Source organism: Enterobacter cloacae complex sp. 309I3 (genome assembly GCF_050031595.1).
Classification (GTDB): domain Bacteria; phylum Pseudomonadota; class Gammaproteobacteria; order Enterobacterales; family Enterobacteriaceae; genus Enterobacter; species Enterobacter cloacae.
Map to the genome: position 1 here is coordinate 80,324 of NZ_JBLGWI010000001.1, position 23,709 is coordinate 104,032.

Genomic DNA, 23,709 nt, shown 5'->3' on the forward strand with positions numbered 1-23,709 from the left:
ATGTCGTGAAATTAAGAAACCGAAACCGACAACGTCGGGCGCTGATCCCGCACCATTTTTCAAAGAGCTACGAGATCAACGCCCCGCGGCTGAAAGGCGTGTTAACGCTGTTTATCTCCTTTTTTCTCTGTCTGCTGGTCTTTTCGATCGTATTTAACTTTTCGGAAACCACGCTGGCGCGCGGGGTGCTGATCCCGGCCCAGGGGGATGTGGAAGTGCGTGCCAGAGAGTCCGGCACCATCGTGGATTTTGCCGTACGTCCAGGCCAGTACGTGAAAGAGAATGACCCGCTTTTTACCGTGTCGCAGGACTACGGCGGCAAGCAGGGCTCGGTGGTGCAGTTCGATCGCCAGCAGATGGAGGCGGAGAAAAAGCGCAGCGAGCAGCGCGTGCAGACCATTGAAGATTCTATCGCTACGTACCGGAAAAACCTGGCGCAGCAGCTGGATATTGCTGACCGGCAGATTGTGGTATCCCGCGACAAAGTGAAAAAGCTGCGTGCGTTGCTCAAAAACAGCACCGATACCTATGAGGCGTGGAAAGCGATATCCGGGAAAGGCTATGTGTCGAAGGTCGATCTGGATAAAAGCCACAACGACGTGCTCAACGCGCAGCTTAACCTGACGCTGGAGGAGAGCAGTATCCTCGATCTGGAGGCGCGCAAAACCAGCCTGACCGACAGCACTCAGTCGCAAATCGACTCCCTGAGCCAGGAGCTGCTGTACGTGAAAAACCGGATCAGCGAAATTGACCGCAACCTTTCCAGCCGAGGCAGCTCTACGATGGCCATGCTGGCCCCTGCCGATGGCTACGTGGTAGCGATCAACTTCCCGCCGGGCCGGGCCATTACGCAAAACAGCGAGGTGGTGGTGGTGATCCGTAAAAACACCGCCGCGTCGATGGAGGGGTACCTCTATGTGCCAGCTACGGGCGTGGGCCGGGTGGCGAAAGGGGATAAGGTGAAGCTGCGCTTTGACTCCTGGCCGGTGGATAAATATGGCTCGGTGGAGGCCACCCTGTCTGATTTTTACGAGGTGAATATTGATGCGCATTCGGCGCTTATCCCGCTCCAGGAGGGGCAGAACTACTATCTTGCCAAGGTGCGGGTGCCTTCCTGGTTTACCGATCCGGACAACAAAAAGCGTCTGCTGATGGGCGGGATGACGGTTAACGCCGATATCGTTATCGATCGCAAACCGCTTATCAATCTGCTGATTGCGCCGCTGGAGCGGGTGCGTAAACGGTTTATCGATTGACCCGATTTCATCGTTCATCGCCCATTAGCCCACAGGCTAACGCCGGGTCGCGGGCTATTCTCCTTATCACACGCACAGGAGAATAGCCCATGAACATCACTCATATTCGCAATGCCACCCAACTGATCACGTATGCCGGTAAACGCTTTTTGATCGACCCGATGCTGGCCGCAAAAGACGCTTATCCCGGTTTCCCCGGCACGGCGCGGGCCGAGATCCGTAACCCAATGGTTGAACTGCCCGTTGATGTCAGCACGCTGCTGGACGCTGATGCGGTGATCGTCACCCACACCCATGACGATCACTGGGATCGCGCGGCGGTGGAACTGATCGCCAAAGACAAACCGATCTATGTGCAAAACGATCGTGATGCCGCGCTGCTGCGAAGCCAGGGTTTTCATAACCTCACGGTCATGACCGACGAGTCCACCTTTGGTGATATCCGCATCGCGAAAACCCACGGCGGCCAGCACGGTACCGATCGCGCGTACGCGGTGCCGGAGCTGGCAGAGCGTCTGGGCGAAGCCTGCGGTGTGGTTCTGCGCCACCCCGACGAGAAAACGCTCTACATCGCGGGCGATACCGTCTGGCGTGATGCGGTGGCGGCCGATCTGCAAAAACACCAGCCGGATGTGGTGGTGCTTAATGCCGGATACGCGCATGTGATCGGTTTCGGGCCCATCATTATGGGGGAACAGGATCTGCTCAACGTTCACTTCCTGCTGCCGCAGGCAAAAATTGTGGCGGTCCATATGGAAGCCATTAACCACTGCCTGCTGAGCCGCCGCGCGCTGCGGGAATACGTGGAAGCGAACCAGATCGGTGATGCGGTGAGCATTCCCCAGGACGGCGAAACCGTTATATTCTGAGCACCAAAAAGGGAAGGAGAGACAGATGCCACTTATCAACGTCGCGATTGTCGCGGTGGACGGGTTTAGCCCGTTCCACTACTCCGTTCCCTGTATTCTGTTTGGCGACGCGGTTTCCGGCGAAAAGCGCTTTAACGTGACGATCTGCGCCGAAAAACCCGGCGTTCTCACCTCAAAAGAGGGCTTTGCCCTTAACGCGACGCAGGATTTTTCAGCCATCGCGCAGGCGGATATTGTGGTGGTGCCCTACTGGCAGCACGTGCTCGATCGCCCGCCTCAGGCGCTGCTCGACAGCCTGGTGCAGGCAAGAGACAACGGCGCGGAAATCGTCGGGCTGTGTCTGGGGTCGTTTGTGCTGGCGTATGCGGGCATTCTCGACGGCAAGCGCGCGGCCACCCACTGGGAGTTTGAACATCACTTCCAGTCGCTTTTTCCGCGCGTCCAGCTTGATATCAACGCCCTCTATGTGGATGACGACAATATTATTACCTCCGCCGGGACCGCCGCCGCGCTGGACTGCTGCCTGTATATCATCCGTCAGCGCTTTGGCAGCGTGGTTGCCAACCAGATCGCCCGTCGGATGATTGTGCCGCCGCACCGCGAAGGCGGTCAGGCGCAGTTTATTGCCCAGCCGGTGCCGAAGGACACCCGCGACGCGCGGATTAACTGCCTGATCGACTACCTGCAGCAACACATTACCGAGCCGCATAATCTCGACTCGCTGGCGAAGGTGGTCTCGATGAGCCGCCGCACGCTGACCCGCCATTTTGTCAACGCCACCGGCATGACCGTGGCCGACTGGCTCACCGCCGAGCGCCTGCGGCGCAGCCAGATCTTACTGGAAGCCAGCAATATGCCGGTTGAACGCGTGGCCGAGCTGGTGGGGTTTAACTCTGCGGTGACCTGGCGACAACAGTTTAAGGCGCGTTTTGGCGTCAGCCCGACGGAGTGGCGCAAGACGTTTCGTATTCAGCCGTCTGCAGCCAGGCATGATGCGACATGAAGTAACACCGTCTTTTAGGCCGGGAGACCCGGCCTGCGGATGCTTTTAACTCACAACACCTTACTGAACAATCACGCGGCCGTTCAGAGGCTGAAGCGGACGGTTATTGCTGTGCTCAAGCGCTTGCTTAAACATCTCCAGCTGCTTTTCTGACAGGGTGACGGTGTTTTTCATCACCAGCCAGCGCAGCCCTTCGGTGCACGGTGGGGTGGTCAGCGAGCCGCTGAAGCGATAGTAGTGCAGGTCAGCCGGGAACAGCGGACGAAGATCGAGGTGTTTATCAATCGAGATTTCGTGGTCCTTTTCCTTTGGAAGGCGCGCCAGCAGCGGGTTGAGTGCGCTGTTTTCCGGGCCGACCTCAAACATAACGGCAAGCACTGCGACGTCGCCCTCTTTGCTGGCATGAACAAAGTGCGCTTCCAGCGGGAAGGATTTGCCGTTGATCCGGTTTTCGCTCGGGGTATGGAAATGGTACTGGCGCAGGGTAAAGGTCTGACCGTCCAGACGGAATTCATCTTCGTCGCTGGCGGTCACCTGCAGGGTATGGCCGTTGTTCACCAGCTTTTCGGCGGCGGTATGGAAATTCATCTCCAGTGGCGGCAGCGTGGCGTTATAGGCGTTACGGATATCGATGGGCGACTGGAATTTCCCGGTCTTGCAGGTGGCAAACTCGTCGCTGAGCTCGCCCCAGTTTTCCGGACCACTCTTGCCTTCATACGTCCAGTGTGGGGCAGACCCCGCAAAGACAGAGGCAGATAAGGCGAATAAGGATGCGGTCAGAATGTGTTTCATGTTGTGTCTCTCAGAATAAGAAATGCGCGTTAAAATACTGATGGTATTGTACTCTTTTCCAAAAGACCCGTCTTATATTGTGGTTATTTGCGTTAAAGAAAATGAAAGCCCCTTCTTACCCCAGCTTCTCCATCTTCGTCTCTCCCTCCGTCATTGACAGCTGATACAGCGAAAACGATCGGTGCTTCTCAATCAACGTCGCCAGCTCCGGCGAGTGGCTGGTGAGCCAGATCTGCGAGTAGCGGCTGGCCTCGGCAATCAGGCTTGCCAGCGCGGGCAGCATCTGCGGATGCAGGCTGTTTTCCGGTTCGTTGAGGGCGATAAACGCCGGTGGGCGCGGGCTTAACAGTGCCACCGCCAGGCATAAAAAGCGCAGTGTGCCGTCAGAGAACTCCGCCGGTTCCAGCGGGCGGCTTAAGCCCTCGCGCTGCATCATCATGCGAAAACGTCCGCCGGTGTTGTCGCTGTAAAACACGCAGCCGGGGAAAGCCTGATCAAGAATGCGCATCAGCAGCAGTTCATCGCCAATCTCGACAATGGTCTGAAACGCCGCCGCGAGGTTGGCGCCGTCGCTCGCCAGCACCGGAGAGCGGAAACCCACCTGCGGGGCACGCATCATGGAGCCGCTTGCAACGGAAAACTCATGATAAAAGCGCCAGTTACGCAGGGACTCGCGCATCTGCGACACTTCCGGGTAAAGGTGCGGTTCGCCGAGCTGGCCGAATACCGATTCGTTCTCGTACAGCGTGCCGCTGTGGGTCACTTTCTCGTGATGGACGTTATTCAGGAAAACCGCCTGATTTCTGCGCTTCATCAGCTGTGCCGACGGGCGGCGGTGCTGCCCGCTCAGCCAGAGCGACTCTTCCTTGATCACCGGATCGAGCTGAAACTGCGAGGGATAGGGCAGCTTCTCAACAAAGCCTACCTGCAGCTCGTATTCGTAGGTTTCGGTTTCTACCGCCAGGTTCATCCGTCGCAGCTGGTCGCTGCGGGTTTTACCCGCCCAGAACACTTTCAAAATCCCGCCTTCATTCGCCAGAGCCTGAGAAAACTGCCCCTGCGCGGCGCTGTGCATCAGGTGTATCGCCTTGTAAATATTTGATTTTCCGGTGCCATTCGGGCCGAAGACAATGTTGAGCTGTTCCAGCTCCAGCGACATATCGCGAATTGAGCGGTAGTTTTGAATGTGCAGGGTGTTAATCACAGGCTGATCCCTTTTTTGCGTTATAACCTGTATATATTTACAGCCTTTCAGGCGAAATGCAAAAAAGAGACGACAGTGAGGATGTCGTCTAAACGGGCTACTGCTTCGGGCCCCTGAGGGTCAATGGGGGCCTTCGCCTTATTGATTATTTAACGGCCAGACGCAGACCCAAATCATCAGGATAGGGATCAAAGTAGTTTTGCGTCATCAGATACTGATCCGGGTATTCGGCAAGGTAATGTTTTAGCAGCGTGATCGGCGCAAGAATGGGCAGAAGCCCTTCGCGGTAATGCAGGATCACGTCACGAAGCTCACCCCGCTGGCGGCTGTTAAGCTGATTACGGAAATAGCCCTGAATATGCATCAGCACGTTGGTGTGATTTTTCCGCGAGGCGGGCTTTTTCAGGATGGTCATCAGTTTTTCGCGGTACGCCTCGAAGAACGCGTCCAGATCGTCCCATTCATGCAGCGAGGCGACAAACGGACCAATCTCACGGTAACCCGCCTGATGGTGTGCCAGCAGCTGCAGTTTGTAGCGGCTGTGAAAATCCAGCAGCGCGCGGCGCGTCAGGCCGTTTTTACGCAGCGTGTTCAGTTCGTGTAGCGCAAAAACGCGCTCGACGAAGTTTTCCCGCAGCACCGGGTCGTGCAGACGGCCATCCTCTTCTACGGGCAGCCACGGCCAGGTTTCAAGGAGCGCGGCGGTGAACAGCCCGACGCCCTCCTTGCGGCCCCGGTTGCCGTTTTCATCGTACATGCGCACGCGTTCCATGCCACAGCTGGGGGATTTTGCACAGACGATAAACCCGGCGAGATCGCCGATCTTTGGCAGATAACTAGCCGTAAAGTCGGCCATTTTCTGCGTGACGTCATCATGCGGCGGATGGCTAAAACGCATCTGCGTGTCGCCGCCGGTCGTCATGATCAAACGCAGCGCAGGGCGTGGCGTGGGCAAGCCGATGGCCATTTCGGGGCAAACGGGTCGGAAATTCACCCACTGGGCCAGCTCATCCATGACGAAACCCATACGCTTATGCCCGCCGTCAAAGCGAACGGCGGACCCGGTCAAGCAGCCGCTAATACCCAGCACAGGTTTCGTTGTCATGGTATGTTCCTCCAGAGCCAATACTTAAAACTTACACAATCTTGCTTATTTGTCCAAGTATTGGCGGAGGTATTTTTTATTGCCGTTTAAAATCAACAGGTTTTAACTGCCCTTGTAGGTTGAATAACCGTACTGGCTCAGCAGAAGCGGAATGTGCAGTTTCTCGTTGGTCCGGGTGACGGTAAACAGCACCGGCACTTCCGGGAAGAATGTCTCCAGCTTTTTAGCGTGGAAATAGTCTGCGGTTTTGAAGGTCACTTTATACACGCCAGCCTGCATGTCCTGTTCCTGGGGATAGAGCGATTTGATACGTCCGTCATGGTCGGTTTTGCCGCTGGCAACCGGGATCCATTTGTCCTGCTGCTGCTTTTCCAGGGTAACGGTGACATCCGAAGGCGGCATGCCGGTTTGCTGGTCGAGAACGTGTACGCTCAGCGTGCCGGCAGGGGCACTGAAGGCGGCAGGGGCAAAAGCCATGGAGGCCAGGATCAGCAGAGGGGCAGTTTTTTTCATGTTGTTTTCCTGTGAAGTTGTCAGTCACAGGAAAACGTTAGCATCTGCGGCGCGGAAAAATATTCAACTTTTCGTGAAGATTCCCGCAGGAGAAAATCATTAGAGGATAATGACCTCAAGGGAAAGCTGCTGCTGCCACTGCGCCACCTGTTTTTTCCGCGCGGCGGTCAGTTTACCGCTGGTGACCAGCAGCCATTTGCGATCGGGAAATATCTCCGGTGCCAGCGTGGCAGGGGGCGTGGGTAACACGTCGATGCGGTGACCCTGACCGGTCCGCGACAAGGCTTCGAGCCAGATTTCACACGGGTCGTTCAGATACCAGCCGCTGAGCAGAATGTTATCGCCCGGCGCTTTTTTATCGCCTTCGAGGCAAAACGAGGTGTAGGCGATGAGGATGCCGTCAAGGATCGCGCGCAGGGTCATGGCGGCGGCGACGTTGGCGGACACCTGGCTGCGCAGCGGACGCAGCACGTTGGTCACCAGCTCAGGTCTGGGGTATTCGCGGCCCGCGTCGTAAATCATCTGGCGCAGGGACTCGATTTTGCCCCCCTGCAGGCGTTCCAGCATGTTCTGCTGTAGCGTTTGCCAGTTGTTGGTCCGGCGGGGTACAGGGCGCTCAAGCAGGGGTTTTACCTGGCCAATGGGCACGCCTTTTTTCACCCAGTCGAGGATTTTCAGCGCCTGCTGAACGTCTTCATCGCTGTACTGGCGGTGGCCGCCCTCCGTGCGCTGTGGCTTGAGTAAACCATAACGACGCTGCCACGCCCGCAGCGTGGTGGCGGTGATGCCGCTAAGTCTGGCGAATTCGCCGATGGAGTAAGCCATGTCCATGTCCATGTCCAGAGTGGAGGAATACTCTCAATATACTACGAATTTTTCAGAACGGGATGAAGCGCCGAAAGGGTGCACTACACTTAACATCCAACCGTGCAAATGAAAGGAATTCTCATGAAGCTATGGCCTGTTGTCACCGGGGTTGCCATTGCGCTGACCCTTGTAGCCTGTAAATCCCCCACGCCGCCGAAAGGCGTGCAGCCTATTTCCGGTTTTGATGCCAGCCGCTATCTCGGCAAGTGGTATGAAGTCGCCCGCCTGGAGAACCGCTTTGAACGCGGGCTGGAGCAGGTGACGGCCACCTACGGCCAACGGAGCGATGGCGGAATCAGCGTGCTTAACCGGGGTTACGACCCGGTGAAGAACAAATGGAACGAGAGTGAAGGCAAAGCGTACTTTACCGGCGCGCCAACCACCGCCGCGCTGAAGGTTTCGTTCTTCGGCCCGTTCTACGGCGGCTATAACGTCATCAAGCTGGACGATAAGTACCAGTACGCGCTGGTCAGCGGCCCGAACCGCGACTACCTGTGGATTTTGTCGCGCACGCCAACCGTGCCGGACGCGGTGAAGCAGGATTACCTGAACACCGCGCGCAGTCTGGGCTTCCGGGTCGATCAGCTGGTGTGGGTAAAACATTAACCCCTACTGGTACGAGAACGTAATGCTTGCCAGCGCGTTCGCCGAGCCGGGGACCAGTTCGCCGGTTCGGATGTATTGCGCCTGGAACGGCAGCGACAGGGTTTGTGCCGCAGTGGTGCTCTGGATAAAGAACTGATTAGTTGTGCCCGCCGCCGAGCTGTCCGGCCCCATCATCAGCGGGCCGGTGCCGTTATAGAAAAACTGCACCCCTACGCCGGACGCGGTGGAGTCGCCGGTCAGCGTCACCACCGACGAGGTGTTTGACGGCGTGGTCTGATCGGTCATCACCGCGCTCACCGCGACGTTCGCGTCACAGGTCAGGCTGACGTTAAACGCACCCGAAGGCGATGTACTGCCCACGGTGGCCAACGTGCGGATATCGATCGTACCCAGATCGACGTTCGCGCTTTTGGTGCCCACCGTACAGCCGCTCGCCGTCACGGTGATGGTGGTGGGGTTAATGATGACCTTTGCCGTTTTGACCTCGTTGTTATAGGCGGTCACCACCGCAGCTTCGAGGGTGGGGATCTGGTAAACCCCTGACTTCAGTGCTGTCGCGGTCTTAATAAAGGTTACCTTGGCAGACCAGCCTAAACTGGTTGCATAACCGCTGGTGCCCTCTGCAGGATAGCTTTGGGTAATACCGCTTTGCAGGGGTATCCAGGCCGAGCCGTTAAAATCTTTTAGCCCGATGATATACCCCACCCCCGGCACGCCGGTTTCAAAAATGGTGTAGTTCACCCCGTCGACGGTGACCGTTGTGCCGCTGGAGATCGCGCTGCTGCTCGGCTCCAGCGTGCCTTTGGAGCAGGTAAAGACCCAGCCGCACCAGAACACTTCCTGTACGCTGACGGAGGCGCTCCAGGTGGAGCCGATAATGCTCCCCGGCACCACCGAATCTGCCGGGCCGCTGTAGGTCATCGGCTGCGGGGAGAGGGTGATATCTGATTTCCATTCCATCGCCTGTGCGCTGGCGCAGAGCAGTAATCCGCTAATAAACAAGAATAAACGCATCATTGATACTCCGTGGTCCAGGTGGCAAAAGCGGAGACGTCTCCGGCATTCACCGGCGCGCCCGTGGCGGCCAGCCGAGCGTAGAAGGTCATCTCTACGCTGTCATCGCCCGGCGTGCCCCGGGCGGTGGTTTGCGTGTCGAGGGGGATCAGCCCGCCGTCTTTATCGAGGATCTGCACCGCCACGCCGGTGGCGCCGCCGTCGGCAATTTTCACCAGCTGCGGGTTGTCGTTATCCGGCGTGCCGCTGAAGCGGATTTTGACCCCGGCAAAGGTTGGCCCGCACGCTTCAAGCCTGATCGTGAAGGGCGTTTTGATATTGCTGACCGCGCCTGCACGGGGGAATTGTTTAATCCCGATGGTGCCCAGCGGAACGTCCTGCTCTTTAGAGTCCGCCGCAACAACGCAGGTGTTGCCGATCAAATTCCCGGTGACGGAAACCAGCACGTCATAGCCGCGAACCGGGAACGTGAAGATCAGCAAAGCGATGCTGAACGTCCGAAGCGTTACTGACATACCACCTCCTGTGAATAGAGCCCGGTACGGGCGTTATAGCTCTGCTTGTTCAACGCGTAGTTGATGGTGCAGCGCTGGTCGCTGTTGCGCCCCCATACGGCACTCAACGTGCCCCGCTCGGTTAACCCCGACAGATACAGGCTGCCGCCGTCGCCGACGATGCCGCTGGTTTTGTCATCGTTCAGTGAGACCAGCGTGCCGAAGGGCAGCACGTCGTTGCCGCGGCGCACGACAAACATCGCTTTTTTCCCCTGGCGTGTGACAAGGGTGGCGCGAACCAGCGCACCGTCGGTCGGCGTTTTGTTGACGATGGCATTCTCCAGCTCCACGTCATTACCTGCGGTTGTGACATCCAGCGCGACCTGGTTCACGCGGTACGGCGTGGCGTAGGGGATCACCGCGTAGCCCCGGCTGTCGGTTTTGATACCCTTGTGGTTAAGCACGGCAACGTCACTGGCGCCCGGGGCTTTCACCAGAATGTTGGTGTTGCCGAGCGGCTGGCTCAGCGTCAGACCATCTTCATGCAGCACCGCCCCGCCGCTCATCCCGTAGCTGAGGTTGCGGGATGAGCGGGTGTAGCTGTAGCCCAGGTTGTAGTCTCCTTTTGCGCCTTCGTATTGCAGCGTGGCGTCGCCGCCGTAGTGCTGCTGCGCGCTATAGCGCTGGTTGACGCTGTAAAACAGGTTCTCCTGGCCCGGCAGATAACCGCTCACGCCGGTACTGGCCGTAGTGCCGGTTGAATCCGCATGGGTGGTGGTAAAGCGGGCGCGGGTCGACAGCGCCGGGTTGCCCAGCGGCACCGAAAGTGACATCGCCAGCACGTTATCTTTTTTGTCGTCATACAGGCTAGAGCTGCGCTGAACGCTGACGCCAAGCGACACGTTACGAAACGTGGCATTCCACGCGAACTGCAAACTTTGCGTGGTTTTCGACGTGTTCCAGTAGGTTTGCTGATCCCACGACAGCGACAGCGAACCGTATTGCCCCATCGGCTGTGACAGCAGCAGCTGGTTTTTGGCCTTACGCGACATGCGCAGGTTATATACCGTGTCGTAGTGGGTGGTAACGGTGCCATCGTCTTCCACAATCTGCTTTGGGGATCCGCCCGCCATGCCCTTGTACGTGGTATCGCTCAGGGTATAAAACCCTTTCGTTGAGTAGCGCAGCGAGAAAAAATTAACCCGCGTGCCGATATCATTCAGCAGCTTGCTGTAACGCAGGCGCACGGAATCGCCGGTGTAGTGCTGGTCGTCCGCCAGCTGGCTGCGGGCGTGGGTCAGGTCGATGGAATACGCGCCAAAGCGCCCCAGGTTCTGCCCAATCCCGAAGGCCAGACCGTTATAGCGATCGGCAAACTGCGCCCCACCGTAAAATGTCAGGCCATAACGCCAGCCGTAGAACAGCTCGCCCTGCGCGAAAGAGGGCGTATCCTGATGGCCCATCGGACGATATTTCCCTGCCCCCAGGGCATATTTCAGCTGTCCGTTACGCACCAGGTTTGGCACGCTGGCATACGGAAGCGTGTACTGCGTCTGGCTGCCGTCGTTCTCCTGGATCGTGACCGCGAGATCGCCCCCGGAAGAGGTCGGGTAGAGATCTTTCAGCACAAACGCCCCCGGCGGCACTGAGGTTTGATAAATGATGTTACCGTTCTGGCGAACCGTCACCGTGGCGTTGCTGCGGGCGATGCCGCGCACTTCCGGCGCATAGCCGCTCAGGCTGGCAGGCAGCATATTGTCATCGGTTTTCAGGGCAATGCCGCGCAGGCCCACGGCGTCGAACACCTGGGCGGAGGTATACGTTTCCCCGGCGTAAACCTGCGCGTTCAGGGTGGGAATATCCCGCTGCAGCCAGGTCTGCACGTGGGTGAGTTCGTTAGTATCTTTGGTCCACGTGGTGAAATCACGCAGCCGCCACGCGCCGAGATTGATGCCGCTGTTCAGGCTCGCAAACAGCTGCTGGTCGCGCGTGCGCGTCTCGCCCTGATAGTCATTGTTCGAGCCGTTTACCACATAGTTCAGCCACGCGGCAGGAATGCCCGCTTCCCAGCTTTCCGGGCTGACATACCCGCGCGGCAAATTGCGCATCGCGCTCTGCGGTACGGTGAAGCTGAGGGAGAGCGTCTGCTGGTCAAAATCAAACCGGGTATCGGCAAACGCCTCCGTCAGAAAAATGCAGCGCTGCGCGAGCGGCAGTGCGCCGCCTTTCGCCTGCTGGCTGTCGATGCCCAGCGCCGCGATCTGTTCAGGCGTGAGGCATGGCAGGGCTTCCCCTGTATTTTCAGCGGTGCGGAACGTGACATTGCCGGTGAACGCATAGTTGTTATTGATATACACGTTGAGGTTGTGATCGCCTGGCGGTAATGCGCTCCCGGCGTTGACCCAGGCGAGATCGGCGCTGTTGGCGCTCTCACCGTTGAGGAACGCAGGGTTAAATTGCAACGCGCTTTCAGCCGCCATGGCCTGCCGAATTACCAGGGAGATCACCGTGGCACACAGGATTTTTCTTTTCACGTGGTCACGCCTCACAGTCGGGATTATTGGGACAATGCCGCGCGTGTCGCGGGCGTCCATGCGCCGTAATCGTTAATGGTCTGGTAGCTCACGCTGCTGGCGTGGCTGAAGGTTTCGCCCAGCGTTACGCTGGATTTCGGCGGCACCATCACCGGCTGTACCGGCATGCCATCGATTTTCAGGTTGATGGTGGTGAGGTAGTACGGCGTTGGGTTGCTGAGCGTGACCTTTCCGCCGCGATAGGCTCCGGTCAGGCTTTTCCAGGCGTCCCCTGCGCCTTGCCCAAGGCTCTCCGGGCGATAAAACACCTTGATGCGGTTTGCCGAAGCAAACTGCAGCGAATTGCCGGAACCGCTTTTGGTCTGCTGTGGAATGGCTTTCACCGTCATCCAGTAGAGCGTTTCGCGATCCTCTGGCAGGGCTTTACCGTTAAACATGATTTTCACCGCGCTTTCGCTGGCCGGTTTCATGACGAACAGTGGCGGCGTAATAACGAAGTCGTTGGTTTTTTGCCCTTTTTCGTTTTCCATCCATGACTGGATCAGGAACGTGGCGTCGGGATGCGTGTTCCTGACCTGCAGCATGGACTGGTTGGTAGTGCTGGAGTAAACCATTCGCGTGGCGCCCAGCCCTACGCCGCCTGCATATGCGGCGGATGAACATAATGAAATAGCCAGACAGATCCCTGCTTTTGCGCGCATGGTGCGTCTCCTTAAAGCTGAGTCAGGCCCGGCCAGAGAACCGGGCCTGAAAATTACGAGTAGGTAACGGTGTAGGTTGCAACCGCGCTGGCATCACCCGCCGTGGCGTTGCCCTGCGGTGAGTAATATTTCGCGCTGAAGTTCAGGGTGTTGGCCCCCGCACGCAGAGGAATGGCGGCGGCAGGTTCACCCAGCTTCACCACCTTGCCCTGCTCGTCGTACAGGCGAATCGCAACGTGCTGCGCCGAGTTAGCGCCGCCGTTTGCGCCAACGGCCAGGCTGTTGGCATCGGCCGCATCCGGCGTACCGGTGAAGGTCACGGCCACGGTGGTGGCGGCAATCGGATTGTCTTCCGTTGAGGCGGAGGTATCGGCGATTTCGCAATCTTCCAGGGTGATGGAGAAGGCTTTCGCGGTGCTGGCTTCACTGCCTGCCGCGGCCAGCGTGGCGGTACGCACTTCGCCCATGTCGACATCAATGTTGGCGCTGCCAGCACTGATGGCGCAGGCCGACGTCACCACCTTGCCGCTGAAGTTCACCGTACCGCCGCTGGTGGTTGCAGCGAACGCCGACCCTGCTGGCAGTACTGCCGCAATGGCGACGGCAAGCAGTGTTTTCGTTTTAAATTGAGCTTTCATTGTCCTGATTCCATGTTGTCGTTATGTCGGGTTGTGCTCTTGGTCGACAGATCTAACTGGTTAAAAAGACCAGCAAATCTGTCTTATTTCTGAGCCCAAGTTTTCTTATCGCTGAGCTTTTTAACGCGCTGACGCGGCGGTAAGAAAGCTGCTCTGTTTCGGCGATATAACGCATATCCAGACCTTTTCGCAGATCCTTCAATACTCGCCATTCGCCCGGCGTCAGCGATAACGCCGTGGGTTTCTTTTTTGGGCGATATCGGCTATCGACCATTTTTAATAAGCTGGCTCGCCAGTGATAAAGTGGCTCCTGCAGCGAGATATAGGCATCTATATCGCCGCGTATCCACAGCCAGGAATTGGCTGGCGCGGAATACATACAAATAAGGACGTCAGGCTGGCGGGATTTGATGTTTTTTATATATTTCAGGCAATCAAATCCCGCGTGATACTTTTCCGTGCCGGATAAAAAAATGACATCAACGGGGGTGGTTAAACACACGGTTTCCATTAATGAATAATCATCGCTTGATGCTATTATCTGTATTTCAGGAACCATGTTTTTTAATACCGCGGCGATCCCCTGACGTGAAAAGTGATCGCCTCCCAACAGTGCGGTTGTTAAATGACGTTTATTTCCGGTTTTATTCGCCATGTTATTCCCTCGATTTATAATTGTAATGAGGCTCGCCCGTCTGGCAGAACGATGCCTGTATTTTCGAAGCAATTAAGCATTGCACGGTATGGAGTCACTATACGGATAGTGCGAAACAGGTAATCTGAATTAATCTTAATTTGTATTAAGTTGAGCTAAACGGATTTCTTCATTATCTCCCTGCCGTACCGGCTGCCTCATATTTGCCTGTAATTAATCATACCGACACTTTTTAATGAAAAGTTGGCTTTACTAAATGTTTTGTAAGGAAATTGTCTGGTGATGTCAGGTATTCCGCCTTGTTACTTACTTCTGCTAACAATTTCAGGGTGAAACTGTTAATTATGACGGGGCTTTTAGACGAGTTTGAGATGACTGAAATTGCCGACAGGCCGCGTTTTGTCTGGTTTCCTCGGAAAAAGTGAATAAAGGTCTCTGAATAATTCAGACACGGATGGCCGAAGCGTTCAATTCGCCGTTTTGTCGAGTTTTGTCAGTGTCAAGTCCGCGTGGGGAAAGGTAGCATGAGGCATTTTCAGGTGCTTTGCCAGATCTCATATGGCCAAAAAGGCGGTTAAGAGAACTTCAGATAAGCGGTTAAGAAAAAATAAAAATAAGATTTTTCGCCAGGCGCCAGGATATACAGACGCGGGTTTATCGGTCACATTAATCCTTAAACCGGCGTTTACAGGAGGTATTTAACGAGTCTTATGCATAAGTATTATATCATTAATGGCATCGTCGAGTTTCATCCTGCGGCCAGCACATTACGCGACCTCAATAATCCTGAACAGGTGGTGGTATTAAACTCGCCTGCCGGACGTTGTTTGCTGTTATTGATTGAAAGAGCCGGGAGTATTGTCACTCAACAGGAGTGTATGGACATTGTCTGGCAACGTCGGGGAATGATGGTGTCGCCGAATACCTATTACCAGAATATCTCTATTCTGCGTAAGGGGCTGAAAAAAGCCGGGTTTGAAACCGATCCAATCGTCACGATCCCCCGTATTGGCCTGACGCTGGCAAGCGATACGCAAATTACGATTAAAGAGGCGCAGTTGCCCTCGGCAGAGCCAGAAGCACCGGTCCAGACCGTTCAGGAAGAGGATGGCGTGCCGCAGCCCGTGGCTCCTGTCACTCCCGTTGCTCCGGTTGCGAAACGACGCTTCTGGCTGGGGGGCGCACTGCTGGCGCTGCTGTTAATCATTAGCGTGAGCGTCATCAGCTATAGCCGGCCGCATGACAACTATTTTGTGGACGGTTACCGCTTCACGACAATGATGGGAGAGTGTCGGCTCTATTTTGCCCGCGATATCGAGACGCCGCAGGACAGGGAAAAAGCGCTGGCCTATGCTGCGCCATTTAAAGATGAATGCAGCAGTTATCCCTGGATCTATATCAGTGGATATAGCCTGTTGCCGCGTGCTTCGGTGATCCGCTGCGACCGGGCAATGACGGAACCAAACCGTTGTATGTCAGATTACTTTATTCAGGATCATTAATATGGCTCGTTACCGTCAAACGCTGTTAACGCTCTGTTTGTGCCTGCTGGTGGGGGCGTTAGCCGCTGGCTATTATCTGTGGCAGCGTTATTACATTCACCCTTTTGCCTGTCAGGTGAACTTTATTCAGCACCATCCTGAAGATACACTGACCCTGTGGCTAAATTATACGGTGGACGGTAACAACGGCACGCTCAGCATGAACGGTCGGGTGAAGAGCGATCCGGGTAAGACCTTTAATCGTAAAATATTCTTTCAGGTAGAGCGCAAAGATAATGTCTATTACATGCGATCTGTCCGCAATATCAAATTCCCCGATGATGACGTGAGCGACAGCTGGCTGGAGAAGTACGAACCGTTATTTTTCATCTACCCCAACGAGAGTATTTATATGCGAATTAAGAAACAGCAGAATGATAATTATTTATTCATTCTGGGGACGTTACCGACCTATGTGTGCCACCCCTCAAAAACGGAGGGCTGAACGGGAAAAGCGTTGCTGTTTTGTGGTCATCATTTATACTTTATTGAACCGCTAAGAAATATCTTAGAGTAATATAAGAGCAACACAATATGTTGCGATAATGTAATTAATATTTTTTGGCAAGGTAATGAAAACTTTAACTGATGACTCATGCAGGCGTGGTTCTGCACGAAATAAACCCCTGCATATCGGTTTATTTCTGTGGCCCCATTTTTCGTTATTAGCCTTATCGGGGTTAATGGAGGCGTTGCGTACGGCGTCCTGTGTACAAAAATCCAGACAGAAAATCGCGTTCAAACTCAGTCTGATAAGCACCCGGGCGGAATTGCCCATCACCAGCAGCGCCGGTATTAGCGTGCAGCCTGAAGCCGCGCATCTTACTCCGGGGGAATACGACTATATTGCCGTGATTGGCGGAAGCCTGGAGGATCTGGATAAGGGGCTCCCGGACGACCGGGCATTTCTTGCAGAGGCGCATCACAACGCCATTCCGCTGATCGGTATTGGCACCGGGAGCTTTATCCTGGCGGAAGAGGGGATCCTCAATGAACGGCGCGCCTCGATCCATCCTTATCATCATGACGTCTTCACGCAACGGTTTCCGCAGGTTTATGCCGAGCAGGGGCTGGATTTTATCGATGAAGGCGATGTGCTGACCTGCCCGGGCGGGATCTCGACGCTGACGCTAACCACGGCGCTGATTCGCGCCCATGCGGGCGACGATATTGCCGCCACCACGTCACGGCGTTTATCGCTCTCACCGCACGCTGTTACTACCCCACGGCCTGCCAATATTGCGCTGATCCCGGACTCGCGACTGCGCAGAGCGGTGATGATCATCGAACAGTACCTGACACGCCCGCTTAGCGCCGCCGGACTGGCCCAGGACGTCAAGCTGAGCGAGCGTCAGCTTAATCGCCTGTTTCACGCCGAGTTTGGTAAAACGGCACGTGAATTTATCCGCAGCGCCAGACTGCGCTATGCCTGCTGGCTGTTGAAGAACTCGCAGCAAAGCGTCACGGACATTGCGCGGCGGATGGGCTTTAGCGACTGCGCCCATTTTATTCGTCATTTCCAGCTTGAGTACGGCTGTACGCCTGGGGTATGGCGCACGTCGCAGAGCTAATGCCCCGATTTCGTGCTTTCTTCGTAGGGTATTACTGGTTTGCCTGGATACACTTCCGTTAAAAGCCCAACGGGGGGACGATGACATGAACTGGCAGCCTTTTCGCGGCAGCGCACCGGGAAATATGACCATTTTCAGCGCCTCATTTCCTGATGTCAGCGACCAGTGGCCGATGAAAGACGAGACTGCCCGGGAGATCAACGCGCTTAACCGGGCGCTGAAAGCCGACCCGGCGCTTCGCCCTCCGCTGATTGAATACGAAGAGGGCGGGCAGGCGGTGCTTGTCCCGCAGAACCGTTACTCCGAACAGGCTTTTCGCAACCGGCCTGCGCTTCTCGCGTGGCGCGCCCGGCTGGTTCCCACCGCGCTGGCGCTGTTTGTGGTGCAAAATCCGCTGGAGGAGCGCCTCCCCGAAGGCACGAAAATGGACAGCGACAGCCGCCAGTGGTTTATTCACGCTAACGACGCCATCGGCGTGCGCTCCCGCGCAAAAGTGCTGGCTGCGCTGGTAGAGAAGTACATCCATAACGAGAGCGAGAACAACTGGGTGAGCCTGGCCAGCGGGGCGGCCATTCCCGTGCTGGAGGCGCTGCGCAACGCAAAGCTCGACGGTCAGCAGGTGTACCTGACGCTGGTAGATAAAGACCCCGTCGCGCTGAGCTGGGCCGAAACCATGGCCGCGCAGGAGGGGCTTGTTGTGGGCGAACAGCTGACGCTGCTCAGGCGCAACCTGCTACATACGCTGGTGCGTAACGACGATTTACTGCTGGAGCTGGGTGAGCATCAGGCCGAACTGGTCGACGCGCTGGGCATATTTGAGTACTTCAACGATACCGATGCGGTGACTTTCCTGCAGCGCGCGCTGCGGCTGGTGAAGCCCGGCGGGGCGGTGATTGTGTCGAATATGCTGACCAGCAGCCCGCAGATCGACTTTGTGCTGCGCGGTATTGGTTGGGAGGACATCCATCCCAGGTCGTTGCAGCAGTTGCAGGATATCCACCTCGCGGCGGGCGTGCCGGTGGAGAATGTCACCGTGGTGGTGCCAAAGGATGGGGTATACGCGGTGATGGAGGTGAAGGTTTAGCGCGATCGGTTCCCTCTCCCTGTGGGTTGAGGGTGAGGGGGGAGCAGCACGCATAGCGTGACTTGCATTAGTTCGGTTTTCCAAACATGATCCCCTCATGAAAATAGAAACCGCACATCCCTCACACTTCGAACGCCTGGTCGCAATCTGGGAATCCTCCGTTCGCGCTACCCATCACTTTTTACAGGAAAGCGATATCGCGGCTCTGCGCCCGCTATTGCTCAACGCGTATCTGCCAAACCTCACCGTCGTGATGGCCCGCGATGATGCAGGTGTTATCCACGGCTTTTTAGGCGTGGATGAAAACCGCATTGAAATGCTGTTTGTTGATGATGCGAGCCGGGGAAAGGGCGTGGGGAAATTACTGCTGCACTATGCCATCGCAGAGTTTGGCGTAAACGAAGTGGATGTGAATGAGCAAAACCCGCAGGGCGTCGCGTTTTATCGCCATATGGGGTTTGTGCAGGTCGGCCGCTCAGAGGTTGATGGGCAGGGGAATCCGTTTCCGTTGCTGCATATGCGGTTGAATCGGGATTAGCGCTTAGCCTGCTTATCCCATTTTAATAAGCCGACAATATCTTTCTCTCCCTCGGCTTCTTTCAGCAGGCGCAGCTTCTTTTCATACTCAATGTATTCTGAACACGCCTTTTCATCCGCCGCTTTTTTGCTGATTTTGCCTGCGCCTTCTAAAACGTCCCGGTCGTTAAATTGCAGGAACTGATCGAGTTTGGTTTGCCAGTCTCGTAAAAATACCTGCTTGCGGCGTTTGGCCTGATCTTCAGCAAAGTCGAGCCACATATTAACGACACGATTTAGTTCGCTGACTTCATCCTGAGACAGATAATTTTTTGCTGTGGTGACATCGCTTTTACGGACTTCTTCGCCTTTATAGCTGGTCAGCCCCATATACGGTTGCGTGGCGTCCGCACGCTGGTGAATCAACTCAGCGGCGGTAAGGCCGGTGCAGGCAAAATGCAGTTTATTCTGGATGGTCTGGAAGAATTGCGTGGTTTCTTTGAGTGACGGCTGATAGTCAGCGGCTAATGCAAAAATCTCCCTCACACGGAGATAAACCCGGCGTTCGCTGGCCCGTATATCGCGAATGCGTTCCAGCATTTCATCGAAATAGTCAGGTACGGCGGATGATCCCACAGGCGGGTTTTTCAGGCGCTCGTCGTCCATAACGAAGCCTTTTACCAGATATTCCTGCAGCGTTTGGGTGGCCCACTGGCGGAACTGTGTCCCTCGTGTGGAGCGGACGCGATAGCCGATGGCGAGAATGACGGGCAGGCTATAGTGAAGTGTGTTGCGATTAACCTTGCGCTGACCTTCTTGCTGAACTTGTAAGTAAGCCTTACAAGTTGCTTTTTGTTCAAGCTCACCCTCTTCGTAAATAGCTTTAATATGCTGTGTAATGGCTTGAGGAGTGACCTGATAAAGAGCCGCTATGGCTGCTTGCGACAGCCAGAGCGTTTCATGTTCAAAGCGACATGTGATGCGAACAGTTCCATCATCGCTGGCAAACATAATAAATTCGCCAGCCGGAGAGTGGATTACGTTTTGATCTGCCATGTCGCCTCCCTCTTTTGAGTAATTAACCTTACCAGCGTGTAGTATGCCAGAAACAGCCGCTAAGCCAGGTGGTTTGTATTTGACTTTGCGAGGCGCTTTCCATGATGCTGAGCTTGGATCGCCGCAAGCGCGTCCTCTATCTCAGTGAGCTTTGCTTTCGTCTGTTTATAATCATCCTGCAACTTCTGCTCCTGCTCGTTATATGCCACCAGAACGATGCACCCTTTCATCACCTTTACGGTCACCTGATGTCCGGTTTCAAACCCTGCCGCGCGAAGCCATTTGCCAGACAGAATGATATTGGGTGTGGATTTGTCGAAAACATTCGGGCGGTATCCCACAATTAACGAACGCTCGGTTCCGGATTGGTCGGTGTCTGGGGTAGAATGCGAATCAGCCATAATCAACTCCTTGATAGTTGGTGAGGTTAGCTCTCGTCCGGTATTGCGAGTACCTGGCGAGGGCGTTTCAATCTGAGGTTGTCGTATGTTAAGGTACGTACCTCAATGAAGATATACTGCTCTTGTAGGTACGTACATGTCAACAGTTAAACGCGACCCTAACAAATCTAAATCCGGAAAAGCACCGACGTTTCAGATTCGTATTACGCCGGAGTTGAAGGCACAGTTTGAGGAGGCTGCGAAGGCTGAAGGGATGAGTTTAGGGAATTGGCTTAAAACACTTGGCAGAAGAGAAATTGCGAAGAAATAAAAAAAGAAATGCTTAGTAGCTTTCGTATGTTTTTAATCATTGCTTTAGATTGACCAGATAACTACTTGTGTGAGGCGCTAAAGGTCTGGCTGGTCGTCGGTGAAAAATATAAGTATTCGGTGTAGGATAATGTCATTTTAGCGGTCATCAGATTCTGACCTGACTTTGATTCGCGCGATAATAATCTTGAAAATCACATTCGCATGTAATCTGAATTACACTTGCTAAGGTGAAGAACTCGTCGCGCAGCATGCTTTCAAAAATCCTCGAAAATCCCGTCATTTTTCCGTTAAAAAGTCATGCGTAAGGTGCATGGTTTTGCAAGCGATTTACCGGAAATGAGTTTCCCGCTACTGCATGCACTAGCACAAAAGCATCCCTAAAGCGGGCAGAAGGAAAAGGTTTATAGATTACGTTGAGTACTTGATTGTTTTGAATATTAGTATAGAAAAAGGCACCCAAGGGTGCCTTTAGAGGAATTATTAACTTAGCTGACAAGTTTTAGGTTCGGCGGCAAGGAATAACCTGCATCTTTGGGTAGGTTTCCTATAATCAATTGATAGACATCTTCTCTTTTCTGATACGGGAGATCAGAAAGTTGTTTCATAATGTATTTTTTCAGTGCGTCATTTCTATCCCATTGGAGAGAGTAACGTCCATTATTTATCTTTTGCTCTATTTTTAAAAGCGATTTATTTTCGTCATAAATGTAACGCATGGAAATAATATTTTCTTCATCATCAATGTGTTCGCAATAATTTATAATGAAATAAATATAAGAATTCACTTTATAAGTTTCGATTTTCTTATATTCTTTCTCAAATATAGCTGTTATGAGTTCATCAGGTTGCACACCCTTTACTGAACAAAAGGCAGCTAAATTTTTCAAAATTTGAGCTACATTAATCATTTTAACATCCTCGATACTTCAACTAAGATTTCAGGTATTGCGTTAATGGAGTTCTGTAAAGTTTGGTTGTCTCGTTCTTTTACAGGACCAAATTGTCTGTACAGTTTACCTAAAATGAATTTTACAATAATAGCATCATTTGCATCAGTTGTCTGTAAATTCCTGAGGTGCGGTGAAAAAATAGGTTGTAGCTCTCTCCCTTTCTCATCAAGTCCATTTATTATCAGAAGGTTAGAAGCTTCCTCTTTAATCTTGGCGGTTAAGATTTCTCTCATTTTTTTGCGAGCAAGATGGGGCCTTTTTTCTAATAGGTCTTGGTCTATTACCCCTGCAGCTTTTCTGGATTCTTGTTCTACTAAGTTTCTTTTAAATAACTCCAGTGTGTCATCAGGTAACGTTAGCCCTGCATCAAGGCTTGCCTTCTTGAACTTCTCTAACTGTTCATCAACTGATTTATTAATCTCAGCTCTTTTTTCTTCGAATAAAGAATTAAAATCAATATCTTCCAAATAAGAGTCTTGATCACTGATATAGGCGCCTTCACTTGCTACACCAGCCAAGAAATTTTCTCTTTCTCTATAATCATCATCAGTAAATGTATATTCACGATTGATGGTTCTACGGGCTCTGTCTACCTCGCTCTGGAAGTTTTCCCACATCGAATTTAATCCTATTTCTTCATGAAAAATCACGACCCCGTTATTATCTATTTCAAATGCCGTAATCTCATTGTCAGGAATTGCACGTAGAATCCTACCTACAACTTGAGCAAAAGCGTTAAGACTTCTATAAGGTCTGAATATTGCCAGTATGCTTAGATATTTATGATCGTAACCCTCCATTAACATATTTACTGAAATAACAACGTCAGCGTTATGATTTTCAATGTTTAGAAAAGCATCTTCTTTTATTTCATCATCCATTTCACTATGGATAATAATAACACGCAGACCTTTTGCCTCATACCATTTAGCTAAATCTTCGGCATGTGTAATACTGCATCCTACAGCGAGGATTTTATGTGGGACATGAGGAGATGCTTCTTTAAGTATATTCAACTTCAAAATACTATGTTCAATTACATCATTTGAACATTCAGGTGAGAGAGCTACACTTTTTTCTATCCATTCTTTATCTTTGAACTCTAAAATGTCTTCTTTAGTAAGTTTTTTATTAGGTATGTCTGGAGTCGTAAAATACAATTCATGAGCATTAACAGTTTCTTTTCTTAACCATTTGACATACTTTGCTCTCATTACTTCTGATAAAGGTGTTTCATGAATTTTTTCTCCGGGAACTTCTTGAGCATCGCCACGATAAGGAGTTCCAGTAACATGTAAAACTCTTGCATTAGAGAAATACTTAAGTGCGTCACGCCAGCTTTGAGCTGGAGCATGATGTGCTTCATCAACAATGATGAAATCGAAAAAGTCTTCTGGAACTCGATTAATGAGTGCGCTTTTTCTATTTCCAGATATTCTTTGTATATTGGAAAATATAATATGACTTTTCTCTAAATGTTCAGAGGATATGTCTGGTAAATATTCACTGACTACTGGAATATCTTTGCTGCTGAAGACAATATCATAATTTATCCAAAAGTTGTCTTCTAACACTTCTTGCGTCTTTCGAATACTATCTTTAGTAACAAGGCCTGGAGTAATAATCAAAACTCTTTTTTGAGATACACCGTATGGTGCTATAGAGATTAATCCACTCTTACCTGTACCTGTAGGTAGAACCACAAGAGCTTCACGTTGAACGGGGTTGCTGAAAAACTCCCTTATTTTTATATAGGCCTCAATTTGTGGGGTTCTTAACTTTCTGTTACCTTCGATATTTACAGCTGTGTTAGTAAAATAAGACATATGGGTTCCTTACATTAAAAAATCAGCATATCACTGAAGCATTTCTTTCCGTTGTAAGAGGTTTACGCGTAATGGTAAGCGCCTCTTATGCTGTTTTTAACAACATGTGCCAGTGCAGCTCTATCCAATTACTGTTATAGCCTTTCTCATGCAATATTGTCGATGAACTATGTCTAAAATCGTGTGCTGAAGCTCTTCCTT

General features: G+C 53.1%; 25 protein-coding genes and 1 pseudogene. 10 read left to right on the plus strand and 16 right to left on the minus strand.

The window, feature by feature from the left end; translation table 11 throughout:
- The first annotated feature begins 5 nt into the window (after window positions 1-5).
- The 3 genes from ACQG22_RS00385 to ACQG22_RS00395 all read left to right on the plus strand — a co-directional run bounded on the left by ACQG22_RS00385 (window position 6) and on the right by ACQG22_RS00395 (window position 3,128).
- Window positions 6-1,256 carry an HlyD family secretion protein gene (locus ACQG22_RS00385; protein ID WP_013094850.1) on the plus strand — a complete coding sequence of 417 codons (1,251 nt, stop codon included), beginning with the start codon at window positions 6-8 and terminating at the stop codon, window positions 1,254-1,256.
- Between the two features lie 89 nt (window positions 1,257-1,345).
- Entirely contained in the window at window positions 1,346-2,125 is a 780-nt protein-coding gene (locus ACQG22_RS00390; protein ID WP_023621567.1) for an MBL fold metallo-hydrolase, read from the plus strand.
- A 25-nt stretch (window positions 2,126-2,150) separates the two neighbouring features.
- Complete coding sequence (locus ACQG22_RS00395) at window positions 2,151-3,128, plus strand: GlxA family transcriptional regulator (RefSeq protein ID WP_369706845.1); 978 nt, start codon at window positions 2,151-2,153, stop codon at window positions 3,126-3,128.
- 60 nt (window positions 3,129-3,188) lie between these two features.
- Here the strand turns inward: ACQG22_RS00395 and ACQG22_RS00400 are convergent, their stop codons facing one another.
- The 5 genes from ACQG22_RS00400 to ACQG22_RS00420 form a co-directional block, all read right to left on the minus strand.
- Window positions 3,189-3,920, minus strand: a complete 732-nt coding sequence (locus ACQG22_RS00400; protein ID WP_369706846.1) for a carbonic anhydrase — start codon at window positions 3,918-3,920, stop codon at window positions 3,189-3,191.
- 115 nt (window positions 3,921-4,035) lie between these two features.
- Entirely contained in the window at window positions 4,036-5,124 is a 1,089-nt protein-coding gene (locus ACQG22_RS00405) for an AAA family ATPase (protein ID WP_013094854.1), read from the minus strand.
- 145 nt (window positions 5,125-5,269) lie between these two features.
- Window positions 5,270-6,229 (minus strand): YbgA family protein, encoded by a 960-nt coding sequence (locus ACQG22_RS00410; protein ID WP_369706847.1) that lies wholly within the window; start codon window positions 6,227-6,229, stop codon window positions 5,270-5,272.
- Window positions 6,230-6,331: 102 nt separating this feature from the next.
- Window positions 6,332-6,742, minus strand: coding sequence for a hydroxyisourate hydrolase (uraH, locus tag ACQG22_RS00415; RefSeq protein ID WP_369706848.1), 411 nt, complete (start codon window positions 6,740-6,742; stop codon window positions 6,332-6,334).
- 99 nt (window positions 6,743-6,841) lie between these two features.
- A complete protein-coding gene (locus tag ACQG22_RS00420; RefSeq protein ID WP_020686466.1) occupies window positions 6,842-7,567 on the minus strand; it encodes a MerR family transcriptional regulator in 726 nt (241 codons plus the stop codon).
- 123 nt (window positions 7,568-7,690) lie between these two features.
- Between ACQG22_RS00420 and ACQG22_RS00425 the strand changes: the two genes are divergently transcribed.
- Window positions 7,691-8,215 (plus strand): lipocalin family protein, encoded by a 525-nt coding sequence (locus ACQG22_RS00425; RefSeq protein WP_029881878.1) that lies wholly within the window; start codon window positions 7,691-7,693, stop codon window positions 8,213-8,215.
- Window positions 8,216-8,218: 3 nt separating this feature from the next.
- On the opposite strand, the gene ACQG22_RS00430 is transcribed toward ACQG22_RS00425, so the two are convergent.
- Genes ACQG22_RS00430 through ACQG22_RS00455 form a run of 6 tightly spaced genes read right to left on the minus strand, consistent with a single transcriptional unit; the run spans window position 8,219 to window position 14,251 of the window.
- Window positions 8,219-9,229: a fimbrial protein gene (locus ACQG22_RS00430; RefSeq protein ID WP_369706850.1), complete on the minus strand. Its 1,011-nt coding sequence runs from the start codon at window positions 9,227-9,229 to the stop codon at window positions 8,219-8,221.
- Window positions 9,229-9,744, minus strand: coding sequence for a fimbrial protein (locus tag ACQG22_RS00435; RefSeq protein WP_023621018.1), 516 nt, complete (start codon window positions 9,742-9,744; stop codon window positions 9,229-9,231). The genes ACQG22_RS00430 and ACQG22_RS00435 overlap by 1 nt, the downstream gene beginning before the upstream one ends.
- Window positions 9,735-12,257: a fimbria/pilus outer membrane usher protein gene (locus ACQG22_RS00440; protein WP_369706849.1), complete on the minus strand. Its 2,523-nt coding sequence runs from the start codon at window positions 12,255-12,257 to the stop codon at window positions 9,735-9,737. Before ACQG22_RS00440 ends, ACQG22_RS00435 begins: the two co-directional genes overlap by 10 nt.
- A gap of 23 nt (window positions 12,258-12,280) precedes the next feature.
- Window positions 12,281-12,958, minus strand: coding sequence for a fimbrial biogenesis chaperone (locus ACQG22_RS00445; RefSeq protein WP_023621016.1), 678 nt, complete (start codon window positions 12,956-12,958; stop codon window positions 12,281-12,283).
- A 53-nt stretch (window positions 12,959-13,011) separates the two neighbouring features.
- Window positions 13,012-13,596 (minus strand): fimbrial protein, encoded by a 585-nt coding sequence (locus ACQG22_RS00450; protein WP_161657547.1) that lies wholly within the window; start codon window positions 13,594-13,596, stop codon window positions 13,012-13,014.
- 52 nt (window positions 13,597-13,648) lie between these two features.
- Window positions 13,649-14,251, minus strand: a complete 603-nt coding sequence (locus tag ACQG22_RS00455; RefSeq protein ID WP_048972229.1) for a LuxR C-terminal-related transcriptional regulator — start codon at window positions 14,249-14,251, stop codon at window positions 13,649-13,651.
- A 710-nt stretch (window positions 14,252-14,961) separates the two neighbouring features.
- On the opposite strand from ACQG22_RS00455, the gene ACQG22_RS00460 reads away from it, so the two are divergent.
- The 5 genes from ACQG22_RS00460 to ACQG22_RS00480 all read left to right on the plus strand — a co-directional run bounded on the left by ACQG22_RS00460 (window position 14,962) and on the right by ACQG22_RS00480 (window position 18,985).
- Window positions 14,962-15,753 (plus strand): winged helix-turn-helix domain-containing protein, encoded by a 792-nt coding sequence (locus tag ACQG22_RS00460; protein WP_023621014.1) that lies wholly within the window; start codon window positions 14,962-14,964, stop codon window positions 15,751-15,753.
- Window position 15,754: 1 nt separating this feature from the next.
- Window positions 15,755-16,237: a hypothetical protein gene (locus tag ACQG22_RS00465; RefSeq protein ID WP_161657546.1), complete on the plus strand. Its 483-nt coding sequence runs from the start codon at window positions 15,755-15,757 to the stop codon at window positions 16,235-16,237.
- Window positions 16,238-16,475: 238 nt separating this feature from the next.
- Complete coding sequence (locus ACQG22_RS00470; RefSeq protein ID WP_038982500.1) at window positions 16,476-17,363, plus strand: GlxA family transcriptional regulator; 888 nt, start codon at window positions 16,476-16,478, stop codon at window positions 17,361-17,363.
- Between the two features lie 85 nt (window positions 17,364-17,448).
- Window positions 17,449-18,447, plus strand: a complete 999-nt coding sequence (locus ACQG22_RS00475; RefSeq protein WP_038982502.1) for a class I SAM-dependent methyltransferase — start codon at window positions 17,449-17,451, stop codon at window positions 18,445-18,447.
- A gap of 97 nt (window positions 18,448-18,544) precedes the next feature.
- Complete coding sequence (locus tag ACQG22_RS00480) at window positions 18,545-18,985, plus strand: GNAT family N-acetyltransferase (protein ID WP_023621008.1); 441 nt, start codon at window positions 18,545-18,547, stop codon at window positions 18,983-18,985.
- Here the strand turns inward: ACQG22_RS00480 and ACQG22_RS00485 are convergent.
- On the minus strand, window positions 18,982-20,019 hold the full coding sequence (locus tag ACQG22_RS00485; protein WP_250181769.1) for a virulence RhuM family protein: 1,038 nt from the start codon (window positions 20,017-20,019) through the stop codon (window positions 18,982-18,984). The genes ACQG22_RS00480 and ACQG22_RS00485 overlap by 4 nt on opposite strands.
- Before the next feature lie 59 nt (window positions 20,020-20,078).
- Complete coding sequence (locus ACQG22_RS00490; RefSeq protein WP_347500467.1) at window positions 20,079-20,420, minus strand: SymE family type I addiction module toxin; 342 nt, start codon at window positions 20,418-20,420, stop codon at window positions 20,079-20,081.
- 136 nt (window positions 20,421-20,556) lie between these two features.
- On the opposite strand from ACQG22_RS00490, the gene ACQG22_RS00495 reads away from it, so the two are divergent.
- Window positions 20,557-20,730, plus strand: a complete 174-nt coding sequence (locus ACQG22_RS00495) for a toxin-antitoxin system HicB family antitoxin (RefSeq protein ID WP_347500466.1) — start codon at window positions 20,557-20,559, stop codon at window positions 20,728-20,730.
- A 487-nt stretch (window positions 20,731-21,217) separates the two neighbouring features.
- On the opposite strand, the gene ACQG22_RS00500 is transcribed toward ACQG22_RS00495, so the two are convergent.
- The 3 genes and pseudogenes from ACQG22_RS00500 to ACQG22_RS00510 all read right to left on the minus strand — a co-directional run.
- Complete coding sequence (locus ACQG22_RS00500) at window positions 21,218-21,640, minus strand: hypothetical protein (protein WP_347500465.1); 423 nt, start codon at window positions 21,638-21,640, stop codon at window positions 21,218-21,220.
- Window positions 21,637-23,508, minus strand: a complete 1,872-nt coding sequence (locus ACQG22_RS00505) for a DEAD/DEAH box helicase (protein ID WP_347500464.1) — start codon at window positions 23,506-23,508, stop codon at window positions 21,637-21,639. Before ACQG22_RS00505 ends, ACQG22_RS00500 begins: the two co-directional genes overlap by 4 nt.
- A gap of 30 nt (window positions 23,509-23,538) precedes the next feature.
- Window positions 23,539-23,707: pseudogene (locus ACQG22_RS00510) on the minus strand (integrase); the annotation flags it as partial.
- Between the last annotated feature and the right edge of the window lie 2 nt (window positions 23,708-23,709).